This is a genomic window from Pantoea cypripedii (assembly GCF_002095535.1).
GTDB lineage: Bacteria > Pseudomonadota > Gammaproteobacteria > Enterobacterales > Enterobacteriaceae > Pantoea > Pantoea cypripedii.
This window is the reverse complement of record NZ_MLJI01000003.1, coordinates 291,947-311,738: the sequence shown is the minus strand read 5'-3', so window position 1 is coordinate 311,738 and position 19,792 is coordinate 291,947. Positions and strand designations below refer to the sequence as shown.

Below are 19,792 nucleotides of genomic sequence, written 5' to 3'. Positions count from 1 at the left end.
ATGAGTAAACTTCTTGACCGCTTTCGCTATTTCAAACAGAAAGGTGAAAGTTTTGCAGATGGGCATGGTCAGGTGTATCACACCAACCGTGACTGGGAAGACAGCTATCGCCAGCGCTGGCAATACGACAAAATTGTACGCTCCACCCACGGTGTCAATTGTACCGGTTCCTGTAGCTGGAAGATCTATGTCAAAAACGGTCTGGTCACCTGGGAAACACAACAGACAGATTACCCGCGCACCCGCCCTGACCTGCCTAATCATGAGCCACGCGGTTGCCCGCGCGGTGCCAGTTACTCATGGTATCTCTACAGTGCCAATCGCCTGAAGTATCCCCTGATTCGCAAAGCGCTGCTGGAGCTGTGGCGTGAAGCATTGGGCCAGCACGACGACCCGGTTAGCGCCTGGCAGGCGATTATGGCCGACAGCGCAAAGAGCGAGCATTTTAAAACCCAGCGTGGCCGTGGTGGCTTCGTACGGGCCAGCTGGCAGGAGTTAAACACGCTGATTGCCGCCGCCAATGTCTGGACCATCAAAAATTATGGCCCGGATCGTATCGCCGGTTTTTCCCCGATTCCCGCCATGTCGATGGTCTCCTATGCGGCGGGTACACGTTATCTGTCGCTGATCGGCGGCACCTGTCTGAGTTTTTACGATTGGTACTGCGATCTGCCACCGGCCTCGCCGATGACCTGGGGTGAACAAACCGACGTGCCGGAATCAGCCGACTGGTACAACTCCAGCTATATCATTGCCTGGGGTTCCAATGTGCCGCAGACCCGTACGCCGGATGCCCATTTCTTCACCGAAGTGCGCTACAAGGGCACCAAAACGGTTGCCATCACCCCCGACTACTCCGAAGTCGCCAAACTGAGCGATCAGTGGCTGGCCCCAAAACAAGGCACCGATAGCGCACTGGCGCTGGCGATGGGGCATGTGATCCTCAATGAGTTCCACCTGAAAAACCCCAGCGATTACTTTATCAACTACGCGCGCCACTACACCGATATGCCGATGCTGGTAGTGCTGGAACCACGCGAGGATGGCAGTTTTGCCCCCGGTCGCCAATTACGTGCGGCTGATCTGGTCGATAACCTTGGTGAGGAAAATAATCCGCAGTGGAAAACCGTGGCCTGTGATGCTGGCGGTGAACTGGTGGTGCCCAATGGTTCGATTGGTTTCCGCTGGGGTGAGAAAGGCAAATGGAATCTGGAGCCGAAAGCAGCAGGCGCGACCACGCAATTAGCGCTGAGCCTGATTGAGCAGCGCGATGCGGTGCTGGATGTGGCTTTCCCCTATTTTGGTGGCCTGGAAAGCCCGCATTTCCGCCATGTGAAACAGGAATCGGTGCTGCTGCATAAACTGCCGGTGAAATACCTGACGCTGGCGGACGGTAGCCAGATGCCGGTGGCCTCTGTTTATGATTTAACGCTCGCCAACTATGGCATCGATCGCGGGCTGGATGATAGCAACTGCGCCCGTGATTATGACGATGTTCGTGCCTACTCCCCGGCATGGGCGGAACAGATTTGTGGCGTACCACGCAGCCAAATCGAAAAAATTGCCCGTGAGTTTGCCAGCACTGCGCATAAAACCCACGGACGCTCGATGATCATCCTCGGTGCCGGTATCAATCACTGGTATCACATGGATATGTCCTACCGCGCCCTGATCAACATGCTGGTTTTTTGTGGCTGCGTCGGTCAGACCGGGGGCGGCTGGGCGCATTATGTCGGACAGGAGAAACTCAGACCGCAAACCGGCTGGACGCCGCTGGCTTTCGCGCTGGACTGGAACCGTCCGCCGCGCCATATGAACAGCACCTCGTTTTTCTATAACCACGCCAGCCAGTGGCGGTTTGAAAAGCTACAGGTAAAAGAGTTGCTGTCGCCGTTAGCCGATCCACAACAGTATTCTGGGCATTTGCTGGATTTCAACGTTCGCGCTGAACGGATGGGCTGGCTGCCCTCCTCACCACAACTCAATATCAACCCGCTGGATATCGCGGCGAAGGCCCAACAGGCCGGTCAGACTGCCGAAGCCTGGACCGCCGCCGCGTTGAAGGCTGGCGATCTGCGCATGGCCAGCGAACAACCCGATAGCGGTAACAACCATCCACGCAATATGTTTATCTGGCGCTCCAATCTGCTGGGTTCTTCAGGTAAAGGCCATGAATATATGCTGCGCTACCTGCTGGGGACCGAGAGCGGCATTCAGGGGGAACCCGAGGATGATGAGGCGCTGATGCCGGAAGAGGTGGAATGGCAAACCGCCGCCCTTAAAGGCAAGCTGGATCTGCTGGTGACGCTGGATTTTCGCATGTCCAGCACCTGCCTGTTTTCCGATATCGTCCTGCCCACCGCCACCTGGTATGAAAAAGATGATATGAACACCTCGGACATGCATCCGTTCATTCATCCCCTTTCCGCTGCCGTTGATCCCGCCTGGGAATCAAAAAGCGACTGGGAAATCTACAAAGGCATCGCCAAAACCTTCTCACAGCTGTGCGTGGGACACCTGGGTCAGGAGACCGATGTGGTGTTGCAGCCGATTCAGCACGATTCACCGGCCGAACTGGCGCAGACGGGTGACATCCTCGACTGGAAAAAAGGCCAGTGTGATTTGATCCCCGGTAAAACTGCACCGCATATCATCAGCGTCCAGCGCGATTATCCGGCCACTTACGAACGTTTTACCTCGGTTGGCCCGCTGCTGGAAAAACTGGGGAATGGTGGCAAAGGGATCAGCTGGAATACCGACAAAGAAGTGGATCTGCTGCGTCGTCTTAATTACGTCAAAGCGGAAGGACCAGCGAAGGGACAACCGCAGATCAACAGCGCGATTGATGCGGCTGAAGTCATCCTGACGCTGGCACCGGAAACCAATGGCCAGGTGGCGGTGAAAGCCTGGAATGCGCTTAGCGAGTTCACCGGCCGTGATCACGCGCATCTGGCGCAGCCAAAAGAAGAGGAGAAAATCCGCTTCCGCGATATTCAGGCCCAGCCGCGCAAGATCATCTCCAGCCCGACCTGGTCAGGACTGGAAGATGAACACGTTTCCTATAACGCCGGGTACACCAATGTGCATGAGCTGATCCCGTGGCGCACCCTGAGTGGCCGTCAGCAGCTGTATCAGGATCACCCGTGGATGCGTGCGTTTGGTGAAAGCCTGGTGGCCTATCGTCCTCCGGTGGATACACGCAGCGTGGCGAATTTAAGCCATATCCCGTCGAATGGTTTCCCGGAGAAGGCGCTTAACTTCCTGACCCCGCATCAGAAATGGGGGATCCACTCCACTTACAGCGAGAACCTGCTGATGCTGACGCTGTCGCGCGGTGGCCCCATCGTGTGGATGAGCGAAGCCGATGCCCAGGAGCTGGGTATCAAAGATAACGACTGGATTGAAGCCTTCAATGCCAACGGGGCATTAACCGCGCGCGCGGTGGTCAGCCAGCGCGTACCCGCTGGTATGACCATGATGTATCACGCGCAGGAGCGTCTGATGAATATCCCCGGCTCCGAGGTCACCGGGATGCGTGGCGGTATCCACAATTCCGTTACCCGCGTCTGTCCCAAACCCACGCATATGATTGGCGGCTATGCGCAACTGGCTTATGGCTTTAACTACTACGGCACCGTTGGGTCTAACCGTGACGAATTCATCATGGTACGCAAGATGAACAAGGTGAACTGGCTCGATGACGAAAACCGCGATCAGGTCCAGGAGGGTGCGCAATGAAAATCCGTTCACAAGTCGGCATGGTGTTAAATCTGGACAAATGCATTGGTTGCCATACCTGCTCAGTCACCTGCAAAAACGTCTGGAGTAGCCGTGAAGGTATGGAATATGCCTGGTTTAACAATGTTGAAACCAAGCCAGGGCTGGGCTATCCCCATGCGTGGGAAGATCAGGAAAAATGGCACGGCGGCTGGATCCGTAAAATCAACGGTCGCCTGGCGCCGCGGCTCGGTAATCGTACCTCGGTGTTATCCAAAATCTTCGCCAACCCGGTGTTACCGGCCATTGATGATTATTACGAACCCTTCACCTACGACTATCAGCATCTGCATACCGCCAAAGCGGGAAAAAACCAGCCCACGGCACGCCCGCGTTCTCTGATCAGTGGCGAACGCATGGATAAAATCACCGGTGGTCCCAACTGGGAAGAGTTACTGGGCGGTGAATTCAGTAAACGTTCGGCGGATAAGAACTTTGATTCGATGCAAAAGGAGATGTACGGGCAGTTTGAAAACACCTTCATGATGTACCTGCCGCGTTTATGTGAGCATTGCCTGAATCCCAGCTGTGTCGCTACCTGCCCCAGCGGCGCGATCTACAAGCGTGAAGAGGACGGCATTGTGCTGATCGATCAAGACAAATGCCGTGGCTGGCGTATGTGCATCAGTGGCTGCCCTTATAAGAAAATCTATTTCAACTGGAAAAGCGGCAAATCCGAGAAATGTATTTTCTGTTATCCGCGTATTGAATCCGGTATGCCGACTGTTTGCTCTGAAACCTGCGTCGGCCGTATCCGCTACCTTGGCGTGTTGCTGTATGACGCCGATAAAATTGCCGAGGCGGCCAGCACCGAAGACGAGCAACAACTGTATGAACGCCAGTGCGATGTGTTTTTAGATCCCAACGATCCACAGGTGATCGAGGAAGCGCTGAAGCAAGGCATCCCACAAAATGTGATCGATGCGGCTCAGGCTTCACCGGTATGGAAACTGGCGATGGACTGGAAGCTGGCGCTGCCGCTGCATCCGGAATACCGCACGCTGCCGATGGTGTGGTACGTGCCGCCGTTGTCTCCGATTCAGTCAGTCGCCGATAACGGTGGGCTGGAAAGCAATGACAGCGTGCTACCCGATGTCGAAAGCCTGCGTATTCCGGTGCAGTACCTGGCGAATATGTTAACCGCAGGCGACACCGCGCCGGTGCTGCGCGCCCTGAAACGCATGATGGCGATGCGTCATTTCAAACGTTCTCAAACGGTAGAAGGCGTCACCGATACCCGCGCGCTGGAGGAAGTCGGCCTGACGGAAGCCCAGGTTGAGGAAATGTACCGGTATCTGGCGATTGCCAATTACGAAGATCGTTTCGTCATCCCCACCAGCCATCGTGAACTGGCACGCGAAGCATTCCCGGAACGCAATGGTTGTGGCTTCAGCTTTGGCGATGGCTGCCACGGCAGCGATACCAAATTCAACCTGTTTAACAGTCGCCGTATTGATGCCATCAACGTTGGCGATAAAGCGGGAGGTGAATGATGGAGATTCTGAAACTCATCGGCATCCTGCTGGAGTACCCCGACGAAGAGATCTGGCAACATCAGGAGGAGGTGCTGTCGCTGGCCGCGCAACAGCAGCCGGGATTGCTGCCTTTTGTGCAGCAGTATCTCGCCACACCCCCGCTGGATATGCAAAGCGATTGGTGTGCCTTATTTGAACGTGGCCGGGCAACCTCATTGCTGCTGTTTGAACATGTGCATGCGGAGTCACGCGATCGCGGCCAGGCGATGGTGGATTTACTGGCGCAATATGAACAGGCCGGATGGCAACTTAACTGCCGCGAACTGCCCGACTATCTGCCGCTGTATCTTGAATACCTGAGTATGTTGCCTGCCAGCGAGGCGCGTCAGGGGTTGCTGGATATCGCCCCGATTCTGGCGTTGATCGGTGGACGCCTGAAGGAACGCGACAGCAACTTTAGCCAGCTGTTTGATGCGATGCTGCGTGTGGCGGAAAGTCCGCTACGCAGTGACAGCGTCACTAAACAGGTGGCCAGTGAGGTTCGCGATGACACCCACGCCGCGCTGGATGCGGTTTGGGAGGAAGAACAGGTGAAGTTTATTGATGACAACGCCTGTGATAACAGCGCGCAGCAGCAACATCAACGACGCTTCCGGGATGAGCACTCACCCCAGTATCTCGATCTCTCTGCGGGAGGATCACGCTAATGCACTATCTCAATTTGTTGTTCTTTGATATCTACCCCTACCTGTGCGGCACCGTTTTTCTGGTCGGCAGCTGGCTGCGTTACGATTATGGTCAGTACACCTGGCGCGCCTCCTCCAGCCAGATGCTGGATAAAAAAGGCATGCGGCTGGCCTCTAATCTGTTTCACATCGGTATCCTCGGTATCTTCTTCGGTCACCTGTTTGGCCTGCTGACACCGCACTGGGTGTACGAGCCATTCCTCTCCATTGCCGCTAAGCAGAAAATGGCGATGGCGGCGGGCGGCGTGTTTGGCATCATGACGCTGGTGGGTGGCTTGTTACTGTTGAAGCGTCGGCTGTATAACCCGCGCATCCGGGCGACATCGACCCATGCCGATGTGCTGATCCTTGCCATTCTGGTGATCCAGTGCACGCTGGGTCTGACCACTATCCTGTTCTCGATGCAACATATGGACGGGGAAGGCATGATGAAACTGGTGGGTTGGGCGCAGGCAATTGTCACCTTCCGTGGCAATGCCGCAGAGCATCTCAACGGGGTGGAATGGATCTACCGCGTGCATCTGGTGCTGGGCATGACCATATTCCTGGTGTTCCCGTTTACGCGTCTGGTACATGTGTGGAGTGCGCCGGTGGAATACTTTACCCGCCGCTACCAGGTGGTCCGTTCTCGTCGATGAAAAACTCCGTCCAGCAGGGGTCTGCCTGCTGGACGGAAGCCAATCCGTTGCGATGACAAGTTTGAAACTGCGCGGCATACGGCGCTTTTATCTGGCAATAAGTCATATAATTAGCACAAATTAATGCCCATCGTGAAACGGAGTTCCTATGGATATCAATCCAACCCTATCCGTGCGTCCAGTATCAACTTCCGCCATGCCCGGTACGGGTAAAAGGCGCAAACTCACTCAGAATCTGCACCGCGTACAACACGCCCCTGCTCAACCCGCCAGTAATACCCCTGTCCGCCATAAAACTGCGCTCAGAATCCTGAATCAGGAAATCGAGAATGTCTGTCTGCATGCGCTGATGACGGATTTTAACACCTGGTGGGACAACGTCCCACGAGTGGGGAGCAAGCAAAGCCAGCTGGAACATTTGTTGTTTCAGTTCGGGCGGCATGAAATCGGTGATTTGATGGCATACCAGCTTCGGGAAGTGCTGCTGCTTAATGACATCACTGTTAACGTCACTGCGGCGAGTGACGCACTGGCCACGGTTAAAGCGGAAGTGTCCGCCGATGATCAATTGTGGTTTGACGCCTACAGTAAAAAAAATCCCATCAGGCGCCAGGCTCCCGTCACCGGCTGGGTCAGAACCCTGCTGAATGCAGAGGGATGTCCCAGGCTTAAACAACCCGCCCTGCGACGTGCCCTGTTGAAAATTGGTGTCGATGTGATTTCGACCACGCTTAATGTTCTGCTGCGCGCGCTTAAGGTAGAAATCACCGATGAACAACGGACGCAGGTTAACCAGCTGTGGCAATCGCTGGCCAGCGAAGACTGCTTAATTAGCCGGCTGGTTATGCTGATGAATATGGCTGAATATCAGCAGTCAGGATTACAGGACAATCAGTTACAGAAAGCGCTTGCCGTGAATGACCACATCATGAAAAGCGCGCTCTCGGTATTTAACGCGACCATCAATAGCGAGCAGCAACGCTGGTTTGATACATGGTTCGCGGCTAATCGCAAAAAGCTCACTAACCATACCACTTCAGGTGCACTGGTCATTTTGCTGTCACAGGGGGGACGCCCGCCACTGGAGCAGGGACAATTATGGCGTCTGTTGTGGCTAGCTGGCGTAACCCTGGGATTTGCCAGCCTCAGTCTGGCGCTCAGCACCGTCAATGAAAGTATGGTGGTGAACCTCACCGATGAACAGAACAGGCATAGTCGCGAGACCTGGGATCGCTATAGTCAACAGGGGGGCATGTCCCCGGAGAAAATGATGGGGCTGACGATGATAGAGTGCAAAATCAATGCCGCTCAACTGTCATTTGTCCTGAGTCACGCCGGTATCGAAGTCTGCCCGACCAGTATGCACCGCGCGGGACTGGCAGCCAAAACCCATCTCCCGGCGCGGGAAGTACTGAATTGGGCAACTGACAACTGGAAACAACTCACTGACCAGAGAATAGTGACACCCTTTGCTGAAAAGGATAAAAAATTCCGGGTGCTAAAAATGCTGGGCCAGACGGGGTGTCCACAGGCGCTAAAGGAGATGACCACGCCCGCATTGATGCACCTGATGTGGGAAATTGGCGCAGATGTCAGCTTCACTACCCTGAGTATCGCGCTGGACATCATCACCCGCCAGGCGGTTGCCTCCACATCGTCCACGCCTGCATCTGGTACCGCAGATCAACAACACGTTGAAAGGCTATCCGCAATCCCTGATGAGTTCGGCTATCAGGATGCGCACGAATGGGATGACCTGCTCAATATTGAACCCACGAAATAACCCCCCTCCTTCTCCAGGCACGGAATCCTTATGAATAGCCAAATAACCAACCCGACTTTGCCCCTGCTGCCAGCGGGAACCGCCCCCGTTATACTTTGGCCAACCGGTTTCACATCGCAGATTACTTTTGTTAACCAAAGCCCCCTGCATCTCTCGTTAAGCCCCAATATCCATGACAGCGCAGAAGAATATGAAAAGTGGCGGAGGGACTGGATCGAGACCAATCTGCAAGCTGTTGCCAGTAAAGGCACTACACTGGAGCAGCTGATAGCGCTACAGAGAATGCCGGGCTATCAGGACTCCAGCCTTGAATCGTTGACGCACGCCGTAAGGCTGGCAGGAATGAAGGTGACGCGCGATACGGTGAAACTGGCGCAAACGGCGCATCGGACAAATATCTCTGATACGCAGCAAAAATGGTTTGATGCCAGCTGGAGAAACGTTTCTGGCATCACCAAAAAGGAGCGTCTTGCCAGCCTGCTGAGCCAGGCGGGCAGACCCCCGATCAAGGCTCCAGAGTTATGGTTATTACTGTATAACGCGGGTCAGCGCATAGGATTGACGACGGTACGCAATATGCTGAGTGCGGCAAAGGTGAATATCGAACAGTCCCAGATAAAGCTGGTGAACGATACCTGGAATTCCCTCGACCATCGACAGACCACCAGCATTGTGACACAGCTAATAAGGTTGTTGTTGTTGCTGGAAAACCAAACCCGCCTGCAACCGGTTGAAGTGCTGGTTGCCCTGACGGAAGGAGATGTCGACGTCAATACCACCGCGATGGGACATGCCGCCGCCGCTGTGCGGGCAAAGTTTACCCAGGCCGACGTGGAGTGGATAAAGTTAACCTGGCCGGGCATCAACAGGGAGCTGCCGCAGTTTATGCAGATAATGGATTTACTCAACCAATATCCACAGCTCGATGACATCACCCCTGGCAAGATAGTGCGTTTACTGTGGGAGATTAACGCCTATGTTTGCCCGGCGACCATCGGCAATGCGCTCAGCATGGTCAGACAACAACGGGATAACCTGATCATTATCCCTGATGATCCGCTGCCTGAACTTATCGATCTGGAACCGGAATCTCCCCCTGCGGCGGAGGCAAAGCCAGTCGCTCCCATCCGATTTCAGTTGCCAGAGCAAGACGAACTTTTCCCACTTCAGGTTCAGGAGTGGAAATGGCAGCTGGACCAGGAACTGGACCCCTAACCAAACAGAGACATTTTTATGTATAGCCCTTCAACATCATTCTCTGCCGTATCAGGTTCAGCCGCGGTTGGCTGTGTGCAGAATCCGTTCAACCCGCCTTTTGCCATTACCACCGTGCGCCAAAGCGCGCAGCAACTTTCCCGGACGCCCGTGAAAAAAAGCCCAGGTGCCGGGTTACCCGAGCTACCGGGTCTGATTACTCAGCACTGGGAAACGTTTATCAAGGAAAATGATGTCGTCACCGCCTTAGAAAAATTGCTATTTCTGCTGAGCGACAAGTTTTTGCAGGAAACACAAACATCCGAGCTACTGGCCATCCTGAATAACAATGGCGTGCAGGTAAACAAAAACGCGCTGCCACCCGCCCTTGCCGTAGCGCGCGTGAGACTCGATGCCGCTATCCAACAGTTAATTGAGACCACCTGGAACCGGATTGCCCGAGAATGCCATCTGGCAGGCAAGTGTGAGCGGCTTAAGTTGCTGCTGGACGAATTGAGTTATCTGCATCTGCATCCAGCACAGATGCGACGCGGCCTGCTGGCGATGAAAGACCACCTGAATGTCCCGTTGCCCAAGCTCTGTCCTCTGATGAAACCGTTCAAAGTGATCCTGTCAGAAAAAATGGAAAAGTGGGTTAAAGAGAACCTCAAAGTCGCCTCCCGAGCGGGTAAACCCCTGGATATATTGATCGCTTTACTGCAACGACCCGGCTATGAAGATTGCCACTGGGCAGAATTGAAATCGGCGCTGGATAACGCCGGTCTGCGCATGAGTGATGACATGATTAAGCTGGCGCAGACCGCCTTTCGGACGAAAATCGCCGAACGTCAGCAGCGTTGGTTTGATAGTTGCCAACGCAGAAAACATAAAGAAACCAAGCAGGAGTGGCTGTTAAGCCTGTTAAGCCAGAAGGACCGCCCCGGTATGGATGAGCCGCAATTCTGGTTGCTGCTCTACAATGCCGGGTCCGAGACCAGTATGACCACCGTGAGAAACGTGATGAAACTGCAAGGGATCGCGCAGGACCAGTATATTGCACAGGTTAAATCACGCTGGGATGCCATCAATCGTGGAAAGAATATCAGCAATATCAATCAACTGATGCTGTTGTTGCTGTGCCTCAAACATCAATCTATTCCCCTGCAAGAGTTGCATGACGCCATGGAACTCGCCTGTGTGCCGATTGAACGCACCGAACTGGGACAGGTTTACGAGGCGGTCAGAACTCACGTTTCACGGGAGGAGGCAGCGCGATTTCGTATCATCTCTCATGCCACTCCTGTCTTCGGTACCCCCTATCAACAGATGGTGAGAATGTTGGGTCAGTGGGAAGATTTGCCTGAACTCAGCGCCGCCAAAGCGCTGCGTTTATTGTGGGAGTCTAAGTTCTACCCCGCGAGTTTTGCCGAAGTGATCATGGCCCTTGCCGAGGCACGGGGAGAGGAAACTGCGCCTGCTTCACCTCATGAACGACTGGACCTGGAATGGCTGGGACCGTCAGCCCTGCATTTCGCCGCCGTAGAGGTTGTGGATACCCCGGCACTGATTCCATCCCTGGAACAGTGGTATGACGGGACGATGGCGTCGGGCCATGACAATGATGTCAATTTTCGTCTGAACCCGGAACAAGAACTGAAATGGTCACTGGACCAGGAACTGAGTTAATCCGTCGCCTCGCGAAACACCAGTGGCAAATATCCTGATGCCTCAGCGCTGACCAGTACGGCACCGTCACGCACGGCAAACGGTATTTCCCCCTGTGTAAGGCAGGATTGCAGCACCGATAAGGATTGCACCGCAAACACCAGTGCCACCATCCGGGCTTCAGGCGCGGTAATCGCCATGCCAAACTCCCTGCTCACCTGTTGCGGGGTGATCACCCGGATACGCGCCCGCCCTCCCTGCAACGCATAGCCCGCGCCGCTGCTATCCAGCACCGGCTCGCTGGCAAACAGCCGGGCATACAGCGCAATTCCGGCACCGGGATTATCGGCGGCCAGCACGAACTCGGTAATGTCTTGCACCCCGTTGGGATGTTGCTGCCACTCCGGTTGCCACACGGCCTGTGGCGTCAGGTGCTGGCAGAAAAAACTGAATCCTCCGGCAACCGCGCTGGCGCGCAGCCGGGTGATACAGAACCGGGCGTCACACTGTTCACCGTCAGGCAGTGTCACTTCACGAGAGAACAGGGTTGGCGGTTCTCCCTCCAGTTGCAGTGCCTTCAGTATCTGCCACGCCTGGCGGGCATCGGTGGTTTTCCATACCAATCCTGCCAGACCAATCGTCACCTGCCATAATCCCCGGCTGCCCGTGGCGCGTGTCGGTTCATAACCCAGCAGTTCCAGATAATTTTCACCAAAAATCGCCAGATGATTGCTGGATCCCATGCTGTGATGACCACGCTCCAGTAATAGAAACCCCATCCGGGTAAAACGATCACAAGCCAGATCGAGTTGGTCATCAACATTAATCACCGCGTGGTCAAAACGCGGTTTGAGGGTGGATGTCATGCTGCCCGCCCTCCAAAGTAGAGTTCCCGCATCTGCGGATCGTTAAGTAACTTGTCTGCGCGGCCACTCATGGCGACCTTGCCCAGCGCCAGCACATAGGCGCGATCCGAGATATGTAACGCTTCCATCGCGTTTTGTTCCACCATCAACACCGTCACCTTTTCCTGATGACGGATAGTCTGAATCGCGCTGAATACGTCACTCAGCATCTTCGGTGACAGGCCAGCAGAAGGTTCATCTAACAACAGCACCTGCGGTGCGGGCATTAACGCCCGCGCCAGCGCCAGAATTTGTCGTTCTCCCCCCGAGAGTGCTGAGGCAGCCATGCGCCATTTGGCCTTAAGTACCGGATAGGTTTCTGCCAGGCTGGCCATGCGCTGACGCCGCTGTTGCGGGGCGAGAAACTGCCCGCCGGTTTGCAGGTTTTCTGCAATAGTCAGGTTGTTAAACACGTTATTTAATTGCGGAACAAATCCCAGCGCACAATCACGAACTTTGCGATGTGCCGGAATACCGCCGGTTTCCCGGCCATTGATGGTGACACTTCCCTGACGCGGAGCCAGAAAACCCGCAATGGTTTTTAACAGCGTTGATTTACCACAGCCGTTGGGTCCCAGCAGCGTAACGATTTCGCAGTCGGTAACCTCAAGCGAAATACCGTGCAGGATATCGATGCCCGGTGTGTACCCCGCCACCACCTCATTCAACCTGATCATACTGCTTCCCTTAATGCTGCTGTGCCGTGGCCGAGATAGGCCTCCAGCACCTGTGGATGGTTAGCCAGTTCATCCGGGCGGCAACTGGCGACGATCTGTCCGCGATCCAGCACAATGCAGCGCTGGCACAGGCTGGCGATAAAATGCATATCATGCTCAATCACCAGCAACGCAATTCCCTGTGTTGAGAGGTTCAGCAGCGTCTCTGCCAGTTGCTGGCGCAGATGCGGATGCACGCCTGCCATCGGCTCGTCGAGCATCAGCACCTGCGGATTGCCCATCAGCGCGCAGGCGATACCCAGCAGTTTCTTCTGGCCACCCGATAACGCCGCGGCGGGCAAGTTTTTCACCTTGCTGAGCAGCATCACTTCCAGCAAATGCAATGCTTTCTCTTTATCCTGCCGTTCGATTTTCCGTGCCTGCCGCAAGGCCAGCAAACCACTCCACAAACCATGGGCGCGCGTCCCGGCAGCCATCACCACTTCCAGCACCGTCATTTTTTCCGGCATCGCCGGTAACTGAAAAGTACGGGCGATACCGGCAGCGATAATGCGATGCGTGGGCAGACGGTCAATCGCGTGCTCGGCAAAACGTATGCTGCCGCTGTCCGCGGGCGCAAAGCCCGAGATGGTGTTCAGCAGGGTACTTTTGCCTGAGCCATTCGGCCCCAGCAGGCCGAGGATTTCCCCCTTCGCCAGACTGAAGCTGACGGAGGTCAACACCTTGTTACCGCCAAAGGCTTTACTCAGGTCCGTGACCTGTAAAATGGGTGTCATGATAAAACCCTCAATTTTTCCGGCAGCAGACCCGCCGGACGCAGCAGCAGGCAGAGCAGTAAAGTGAGTCCGACCAGACCGAGGCGCAATGCGCCGGTCAGATCAGCGCTGAAGTGTAAGTAGTCCTTGGCGAACGGAATCAGGTTGTATAACGTCTCCACCACCAGTACACCAAGCAGCACACCGCGCACGTTGCCCAGCCCGCCAATCATCACCATGCTCCAGATCAGAAAGGTTTCGGATGACAGCAGATAATCCGGGCTGGCGTAGTTGGTGTACCAGGCCAGCAGCATCCCTGCCAGGCTACCCATCACCGCACTGCTCATCAGCGCCCGACATTTCAGCCACGGCAGCGAGTAACCCATGCACATGGCCAGTTGCGGTTGCTCACGCATCAGGCGCAGCGCACGGCCAAAGCGACTGGCGGCAAAGCGTAGCGAAACTACGGTACTCAGTATCACCGCCAGCAGGATCACCATAGCGAACCCCCATGGCCCGCCGTTCCAGGGCGCGCTGATGCCGCCAATCCCCTGTGCGCCGCCGGTTATCTGATCCTCATTGGTAATGACAATGCGAATGATCTCCGCCAATGCCAGCGTCGCGATGCCCCAGTAATCCGCCGCCAGCTGACGACCCAGTGTCGCCATCAGCAGGCTGACTAACATGGCAACGGCGATACCTGCCGGTAAGTCTAACCACAATGACCAGCCGAACTGGCTGCTCAATGCCACTGCGTAGGCACCGATACCGACGAAAGCGATGTGGCCGAAGTTGAGGAGTCCGGCGTAACCTGCCTGGAGATTGAGCGCCAGCGCGACAACGGCGTAGATACCCACCAGACAGAAGATGTTGAGGAGAAAATCAGACACGACGCACCTCGCGGTTAAACAAGCCAAAAGGACGCAGCCATAACGCCAGCAGCAGCATGACAAACGAGCAGGCATTGACCCAGGTCACCGGCACAAAGGCCATTTGCCCGTCAATCAGACTGCCGAAATCGACATTGGTGATGAAGGTTTCCGTGATGGCGATCAGTAACGCACCAAACACCGCCCCAAGCGGGTTACCCAGCCCACCGAGAATGGCGGCCGCCAGCACCGGCAACATCAGGTCATTACCCTGGTTGATGTAGGCACTGCCCTGCATCGCCATCATCGAACCCCCGAGGCTGGCGAGCATCCCGGCCACCAGATTCACCACATGCACAATGGCGTTGGCATTCAGTCCCGATGCCGCCGCCAGCTCACGATTGCTGGCCAGCGCGCGCACCGCACGCCCCTGAGGAGTCCAGAACAACACCAGCGCAAAGGCGAGGATCAGCGTCAACGTAATCAACAGGCTGAATAACCGATCACTGGAGATACGTGCACCGGCAAACTCCCACATGCTGCCAATCGGCAGGTTAAAGCTGACGGGAGCCGATCCTTCGGCCCCTAACATCACCGCGATGATCACCATCGACACCGCCAGCGATCCAATCATGGCGTTGGCGGTGCCACTCTTCAGCAACGGCTGAAACACCCAGTGATGCAGCAGCACCGACAACAGGCCGCACAACCCAGCGGCCAGCAGCATCGCCAGCAACAGCGGCATACCGAGCTGCAACCCCCCGGCGGTCAGAAACGCGCCGATCATGGCGTATTGCATATGGGCGATATTGGCAAAACGCACCAACCCATAAACGAGGCTTAACCCCAGCGCTACCAGCGATAAATCGGCAGTGCGCATTAGCGTATCGAGCATAAACGGCAACATAGCGTTTTCCTGCAATCAAGACCGTAAAGGCACGGGTTAGCGCGCCACCAGTTCACCGTTCTGTGCTTTCACGTTGAGATACGGTTGGCTCTGGCGTTGGTTATCGCTATCCAGATCGAGTTTGCCGGTCAGGCCACTGAAGCCTGGTGCGACGGTTTGCATGGCGCTGATCATGGCTGCCGGTGCGCTGCTGTGCGCCTGCTTGATCGCGGCGGCAGCCAGCATGATGCTGTCATAGGCATAGCTACCGTAGACGGAGCGCGGTTTCTCTTTGAACTGCGCCTGATATTGCTGGTTGTAGGCTTCCGCCGCCTGATTACCACTGGCACCCCCTACTTCCATCCCCAACTGGCCGTTGGTGTACTGCGCGGGAGAGTCGGCAATCGCCATGGTCAGATACATGCCGTACCACGGGGTGTTGTGCAGGCCGAGTTCCCAGGCTTCACGGTTCAGGACGATGGCATCCTGGCCGTAGCTGGTATACACGTAAGCCTGGGGCTGGGCGCGGGAGATTTGCTCCAGTTCCCGGCGATAAGAAGGCTGGCCGCTGGTATACAGCACCTTCGCCACCACTTTGCCGCCAGCAGCTTCAAACGCTTTGGTGAATTGCTGTGCCATGCCCTGGCCGTAGGCCCCATCTGGCGCGACAAACGCCACTTTGCTGTAGCCCAGTTTGCGCACATCTGCGGCTGAGAAACGCGCGGAAAGATCATCAAGACCAATCACGCTCCACGAGGTTTTACCGATTTTGCGGATATCGGCACTGGTACCGGAAATATTGATATGCAGCAGTTGGTTCTTCACCAGATATTGTCCCACCGGGATAGTGACGCTGGAGGAGAAATCCCCCACCACCAGCGGCACTTTGTTGACCTGCGTCAGCTTGCGCACCGCACTCAGACCCGTCACCGGGCTACCTGCTGAGTCTTCCACCATGACCTGTAATTTTTCACCATTCACACCCCCCGCGGCATTGATCTGATTCACCGCCAGTTCGATACCGCGACGCTGATCTTCACCAATGCTGGCGCTGGTTCCGGTGAGCGGCAAAATCGCCCCCAGCGTGATATCCGCCAGCGCATTATGTGCAACCAGTGACAACAAAACACCCGTAACAGCCGAAAAGGGGAACATCTTTTTCATGATCTTTCTCCAGTTTTCAATGAGTTCCGGCTCTGAGGCCGGTATCTATCCCCACAAGGGGGCCCTGATGTTGGCGAGGTGAAGCAAAGTCGATGCAGAAGTGCATACACTTGTGTATTAAGCAAAGGCTGTGCCATGCGCCGCAATGGCTGGGATGATGAAGCAGCGACTTGCTGCCGCTGGTGAGAAAATACTCAACAAATACAACGCCGGTGACCGCAGAAATAATTTTACCTGGCAAACGATCGCGGGATTAAAAAACCAATCAGGCAGGGTTGTTCATAATGCACAAGTGAATACACTTAAGTCTATTTTGGTGCAGCGCTGTCATTTTATGGTGCAAATAAACATAATCATGACGTCTTAAATAAAGCGGAATTGCCTGAGAGGGTGCACGCAGAAGTGTATGCATTTATTTGTTGAGTTACGCCACGAGACTGTGCTAACAATTTAAAAATAGCGCTGCGGTAGTCACGATGCAGCAGAGAATTAAGGGGACAGCATTGGTCATCGCAAAAAAGAAAATCCGCAGTGCCGACAGCGTGGAAAAGGTGTACGAGAAGGTTAAGCTGTTGGCAATCGACTACCAGTTTCGTCCTGGCGAACGTGTCAATGAGGTCGAGCTGGCGGCAGAACTGGGGGTTTCCCGCACCCCGGTGCGCGAGGCGCTGAACCGTCTGGCGCAGGAAGGTTTTATGAACTTTGTGCCGAACCGGGGCTTTTATTCGCGCGATCTGACGCCAGACGGTGTGCGTGAACTGTATGAAGTGCGCATGGTGATTGAGCAATCCACCTTTCGCTTTGCCTGCCTGCGCGCCAGCGATGAAGATATTGCGCGAACTACCGCCATCTGGGAAAACGTCACCCTTCATCCCCCCGAGTTGCAGGATGCCGACTACTGGGCGCGCATTGCCCAGGTGGATGAGCAGTTTCATATGGAGATTGCCCGTATCGCCCGCAATACCCGGCTATACGAGATGCTGGAGAGTTTAAACTCCCTCAGCCGCTTCTTCCGTCGTATCGATCTGGAAGCCCCGGTACGCCGTAATAACGCTTACGACGAACATGTGGAAATTATTGCTGCGCTGCGCGCCCGTGATATTGATAAAGGCGTCCGTTTAATGGAACAACATATTTCCCTGAGTTCAGAGCATGCCGTGGCGGTGACCAAAGAAGGCCTGGCTCGGATATATTTAAGTCTTTGAATCATTAATTAGCGGCGGTTATTTACACCGCCATGTTATTACCTTTGATATTGCGGGGCGCTATGGGAGATATTTCTCAGGAGCTGATCCGTCAGGCGATTGACTGGCGGCGGGAATTGCATCGCATCCCGGAAATTGGTTTACAGGAAATCAAAACTTCAGAAAAGATCGCTGAGTTATTAAGCGGATTTGGTCTGGAAGTCTATCGTGGTATTGCCGGGACCGGTATGGTGGCGGTCCTGCACAACGGGCCAGGCCCCACTATCGGGCTACGCGCCGATATTGATGCGTTGCCGATGCAGGAACGCACTGGCTGTGACTGGCAATCGATCCATGCGGGAGCGATGCACGCCTGCGGCCATGATGGACACAGCGCCATCCTGCTCGGGGCCGCGCGTCATTTAGCGCAAACGCGCCAGTTTAGCGGCACCGTCTGTTTTATTTTCCAGCCCGCAGAAGAGAATGCCGGAGGTGGCCGCCTGATGATTGAGGACGGTTTATTCAGCCGTTTTCCGATGCAGTCGGTATTTGCACTGCATAACTGGCCCGGCCTGCCGCTGGGTGAATGCGCCATCAGTCCTGGGGTCATGATGGCATCGCAGGATAACTTCACCATCACGTTGCAGGGTAAAGGCTGCCATGCTGCCATGCCGGAACTGGGCGCTGACCCGATTATCGCCGCCTCGCAGCTGGTACTGGCATTGCAAACCATCGCCGCACGCCGCCTGTCGCCGCTGGAGCAATGTGTGATCAGCGTGACGCAGATTCACGCCGGGGAAGCGATTAACGTCATCCCGGATCGCCTGACGTTGGCTGGCACGCTGCGCTGCCTGAGCACCGCGACGCGCGAGCGTTGCTGGCAGTTAATCGACGATTATGCCCGCACTGTCCCGCAGGCCCTGGGTGTCACGGGGAGCGTCGAGTGGGCCTATGGATACCCGGTCACCGAAAACCACGCCAGCCAGGCTGACGCATTGCGCCAGGCCGCCCTCGCGACGCCTGCTATCACCTGTGTGCATGACAATCCGCGTCCCTCAATGGCGGCTGAGGATTTTGCTTATCTGTTGCAGGCCTGTCCCGGAGCCTATTTATGGCTCGGCGCGGATGGCGCGACGCCGTCCGCTTCGCTGCACAGCCCGAATTATGATTTCAATGATGACCTGATCGCCCCTGGTATCGGCTTGTGGGTTTCACTGGTGGAACGGTCATTGCCTTCGCGTTTTTCTGACCAGGAGATGCCCCGATGAGCCACATCCACTTCTTTGGTGCCGGACAGATGGCTGAAGCCATTATCCGCGCAGCGTTACAACGTCACACATTATCCGCCAGTCGCGTCACCCTTTCGGACATCGATCCGGCGCGCATTGCGCTGCTCCAGACGCGTTATCAACTCACCAGCACCCTGCCGGAAGCCGCGGCGCTGGCCAGTGCCGACTACATTGTGCTGGGCATCCGCCCCCAGGATGATCTGGCCACGGTTGCCGCACAGATTAATCAGTATGCCACCCCGACCACTACCGTCATCTCGATCATCGCCGGAGTGACGCTGGAGAAACTGGCATCGCTGTTGGGTGCCACGCGCCCCATCGCGCGCATCATCCCCAATACCCTCACCGATACCGGGCTGGGCTTCAGTGGCGTAGCGTTTAACCCACATGTCGAACGCGGCCCGCTGCTGCCGTTTCTGGAGAGTTTTGGCAAGGTGATGTTGCTGGAGGAACGCCTGATTGACGCCTTCACTGCCTTTGCCGTCGCCGGGGTGAACTACGTTTATTACTTTATCGAATCGTTAACGGATGCAGGGGTACTGGCGGGACTGACCCGCACGCAATCCACTCAGGCGGTGTATGAAAATCTTATCGGCGCAGTGGAGATGCTGAAGCTGAAACAGTGCCATCCGCGCCAGCTGATGGATATCAACAATTCTCCGGGCGGCGTTGGCATCAATGGAATTTTTGAACTGAACAAAAGTGATTTTGCTGCCGGGCTACAGCAAAGCGTGCTGGCGGCATTGCGCAGAACCACCGAATTATCCGGAAATTAAACGAAAACG

Annotated in this window: 17 protein-coding genes; 11 read left to right on the top strand and 6 right to left on the bottom strand. The window is 55.5% G+C overall.

Features of this window, described 5'->3' with window-relative positions:
• From HA50_RS29485 to HA50_RS29455, 7 genes are all read left to right on the top strand, one after another.
• Positions 1-3,738, top strand: coding sequence for a nitrate reductase subunit alpha (locus HA50_RS29485; RefSeq protein ID WP_084880930.1), 3,738 nt, complete (start codon positions 1-3; stop codon positions 3,736-3,738).
• On the top strand, positions 3,735-5,270 hold the full coding sequence (gene narH / locus HA50_RS29480; RefSeq protein WP_084880929.1) for a nitrate reductase subunit beta: 1,536 nt from the start codon (positions 3,735-3,737) through the stop codon (positions 5,268-5,270). The genes HA50_RS29485 and narH overlap by 4 nt, the downstream gene beginning before the upstream one ends.
• Positions 5,270-5,959: a nitrate reductase molybdenum cofactor assembly chaperone gene (narJ, locus tag HA50_RS29475; protein WP_084880928.1), complete on the top strand. Its 690-nt coding sequence runs from the start codon at positions 5,270-5,272 to the stop codon at positions 5,957-5,959. Before narH ends, narJ begins: the two co-directional genes overlap by 1 nt.
• Positions 5,959-6,636, top strand: a complete 678-nt coding sequence (gene narI, locus HA50_RS29470) for a respiratory nitrate reductase subunit gamma (protein WP_084880927.1) — start codon at positions 5,959-5,961, stop codon at positions 6,634-6,636. Before narJ ends, narI begins: the two co-directional genes overlap by 1 nt.
• 148 nt (positions 6,637-6,784) lie before the next feature.
• A complete protein-coding gene (locus HA50_RS29465; protein WP_139811096.1) occupies positions 6,785-8,419 on the top strand; it encodes a hypothetical protein in 1,635 nt (544 codons plus the stop codon).
• 30 nt (positions 8,420-8,449) lie between these two features.
• Positions 8,450-9,634 carry a hypothetical protein gene (locus tag HA50_RS29460; protein ID WP_084880925.1) on the top strand — a complete coding sequence of 395 codons (1,185 nt, stop codon included), beginning with the start codon at positions 8,450-8,452 and terminating at the stop codon, positions 9,632-9,634.
• 75 nt (positions 9,635-9,709) lie between these two features.
• A complete protein-coding gene (locus HA50_RS29455) occupies positions 9,710-11,299 on the top strand; it encodes a hypothetical protein (RefSeq protein ID WP_139811095.1) in 1,590 nt (529 codons plus the stop codon).
• On the opposite strand, the gene HA50_RS29450 is transcribed toward HA50_RS29455, so the two are convergent.
• From HA50_RS29450 to HA50_RS29425, 6 genes are read right to left on the bottom strand one after another with little or no spacing between them, the layout of a single operon-like run.
• Positions 11,296-12,144, bottom strand: a complete 849-nt coding sequence (locus HA50_RS29450; protein ID WP_084880923.1) for a VOC family protein — start codon at positions 12,142-12,144, stop codon at positions 11,296-11,298. The two genes, HA50_RS29455 and HA50_RS29450, sit on opposite strands and share 4 nt — an antisense overlap.
• On the bottom strand, positions 12,141-12,860 hold the full coding sequence (locus HA50_RS29445; protein ID WP_084880922.1) for an ABC transporter ATP-binding protein: 720 nt from the start codon (positions 12,858-12,860) through the stop codon (positions 12,141-12,143). Before HA50_RS29445 ends, HA50_RS29450 begins: the two co-directional genes overlap by 4 nt.
• Positions 12,857-13,636, bottom strand: a complete 780-nt coding sequence (locus HA50_RS29440; protein WP_084880921.1) for an ABC transporter ATP-binding protein — start codon at positions 13,634-13,636, stop codon at positions 12,857-12,859. Before HA50_RS29440 ends, HA50_RS29445 begins: the two co-directional genes overlap by 4 nt.
• Complete coding sequence (locus HA50_RS29435; protein ID WP_084880920.1) at positions 13,633-14,505, bottom strand: branched-chain amino acid ABC transporter permease; 873 nt, start codon at positions 14,503-14,505, stop codon at positions 13,633-13,635. The genes HA50_RS29440 and HA50_RS29435 overlap by 4 nt, the downstream gene beginning before the upstream one ends.
• Positions 14,498-15,391 (bottom strand): branched-chain amino acid ABC transporter permease, encoded by an 894-nt coding sequence (locus tag HA50_RS29430; RefSeq protein ID WP_084880919.1) that lies wholly within the window; start codon positions 15,389-15,391, stop codon positions 14,498-14,500. The genes HA50_RS29435 and HA50_RS29430 overlap by 8 nt, the downstream gene beginning before the upstream one ends.
• A gap of 36 nt (positions 15,392-15,427) precedes the next feature.
• The gene (locus HA50_RS29425) at positions 15,428-16,534 is read right to left on the bottom strand and encodes an ABC transporter substrate-binding protein (RefSeq protein ID WP_084880918.1); all 1,107 of its coding nucleotides are present in this window, start codon (positions 16,532-16,534) and stop codon (positions 15,428-15,430) included.
• Between the two features lie 145 nt (positions 16,535-16,679).
• Here HA50_RS29425 and HA50_RS29420 point away from each other — a divergent pair, with 145 nt between their 5' ends.
• The 4 genes from HA50_RS29420 (at position 16,680) to HA50_RS29405 (ending at position 19,783) form a co-directional block, all read left to right on the top strand.
• Positions 16,680-16,901 (top strand): hypothetical protein, encoded by a 222-nt coding sequence (locus tag HA50_RS29420; protein ID WP_084880917.1) that lies wholly within the window; start codon positions 16,680-16,682, stop codon positions 16,899-16,901.
• Positions 16,902-17,037: 136 nt separating this feature from the next.
• Entirely contained in the window at positions 17,038-17,739 is a 702-nt protein-coding gene (locus HA50_RS29415) for a GntR family transcriptional regulator (protein WP_084880916.1), read from the top strand.
• Positions 17,740-17,801: 62 nt separating this feature from the next.
• On the top strand, positions 17,802-18,986 hold the full coding sequence (locus tag HA50_RS29410) for a M20 aminoacylase family protein (protein ID WP_084880915.1): 1,185 nt from the start codon (positions 17,802-17,804) through the stop codon (positions 18,984-18,986).
• On the top strand, positions 18,983-19,783 hold the full coding sequence (locus tag HA50_RS29405; protein ID WP_084880914.1) for a pyrroline-5-carboxylate reductase family protein: 801 nt from the start codon (positions 18,983-18,985) through the stop codon (positions 19,781-19,783). The genes HA50_RS29410 and HA50_RS29405 overlap by 4 nt, the downstream gene beginning before the upstream one ends.
• Positions 19,784-19,792: the final 9 nt, after the last annotated feature.

What these genes read in the sequence shown, in the direction of transcription:
- HA50_RS29420 (WP_084880917.1), top strand. Translation starts at nt 16,680, where the DNA reads ATGGCTGGGATGATGAAGCAGCGACTTGCTGCCGCTGGTGAGAAAATA.
- HA50_RS29425 (WP_084880918.1), bottom strand. Translation starts at nt 16,534, where the DNA reads ATGAAAAAGATGTTCCCCTTTTCGGCTGTTACGGGTGTTTTGTTGTCA.
- HA50_RS29450 (WP_084880923.1), bottom strand. Translation starts at nt 12,144, where the DNA reads ATGACATCCACCCTCAAACCGCGTTTTGACCACGCGGTGATTAATGTT.
- narH (WP_084880929.1), top strand. Translation starts at nt 3,735, where the DNA reads ATGAAAATCCGTTCACAAGTCGGCATGGTGTTAAATCTGGACAAATGC.
- HA50_RS29405 (WP_084880914.1), top strand. Translation starts at nt 18,983, where the DNA reads ATGAGCCACATCCACTTCTTTGGTGCCGGACAGATGGCTGAAGCCATT.
- HA50_RS29460 (WP_084880925.1), top strand. Translation starts at nt 8,450, where the DNA reads ATGAATAGCCAAATAACCAACCCGACTTTGCCCCTGCTGCCAGCGGGA.
- HA50_RS29445 (WP_084880922.1), bottom strand. Translation starts at nt 12,860, where the DNA reads ATGATCAGGTTGAATGAGGTGGTGGCGGGGTACACACCGGGCATCGAT.
- HA50_RS29410 (WP_084880915.1), top strand. Translation starts at nt 17,802, where the DNA reads ATGGGAGATATTTCTCAGGAGCTGATCCGTCAGGCGATTGACTGGCGG.
- HA50_RS29465 (WP_139811096.1), top strand. Translation starts at nt 6,785, where the DNA reads ATGGATATCAATCCAACCCTATCCGTGCGTCCAGTATCAACTTCCGCC.
- HA50_RS29485 (WP_084880930.1), top strand. Translation starts at nt 1, where the DNA reads ATGAGTAAACTTCTTGACCGCTTTCGCTATTTCAAACAGAAAGGTGAA.
- narJ (WP_084880928.1), top strand. Translation starts at nt 5,270, where the DNA reads ATGGAGATTCTGAAACTCATCGGCATCCTGCTGGAGTACCCCGACGAA.
- HA50_RS29440 (WP_084880921.1), bottom strand. Translation starts at nt 13,636, where the DNA reads ATGACACCCATTTTACAGGTCACGGACCTGAGTAAAGCCTTTGGCGGT.
- HA50_RS29430 (WP_084880919.1), bottom strand. Translation starts at nt 15,391, where the DNA reads ATGTTGCCGTTTATGCTCGATACGCTAATGCGCACTGCCGATTTATCG.
- narI (WP_084880927.1), top strand. Translation starts at nt 5,959, where the DNA reads ATGCACTATCTCAATTTGTTGTTCTTTGATATCTACCCCTACCTGTGC.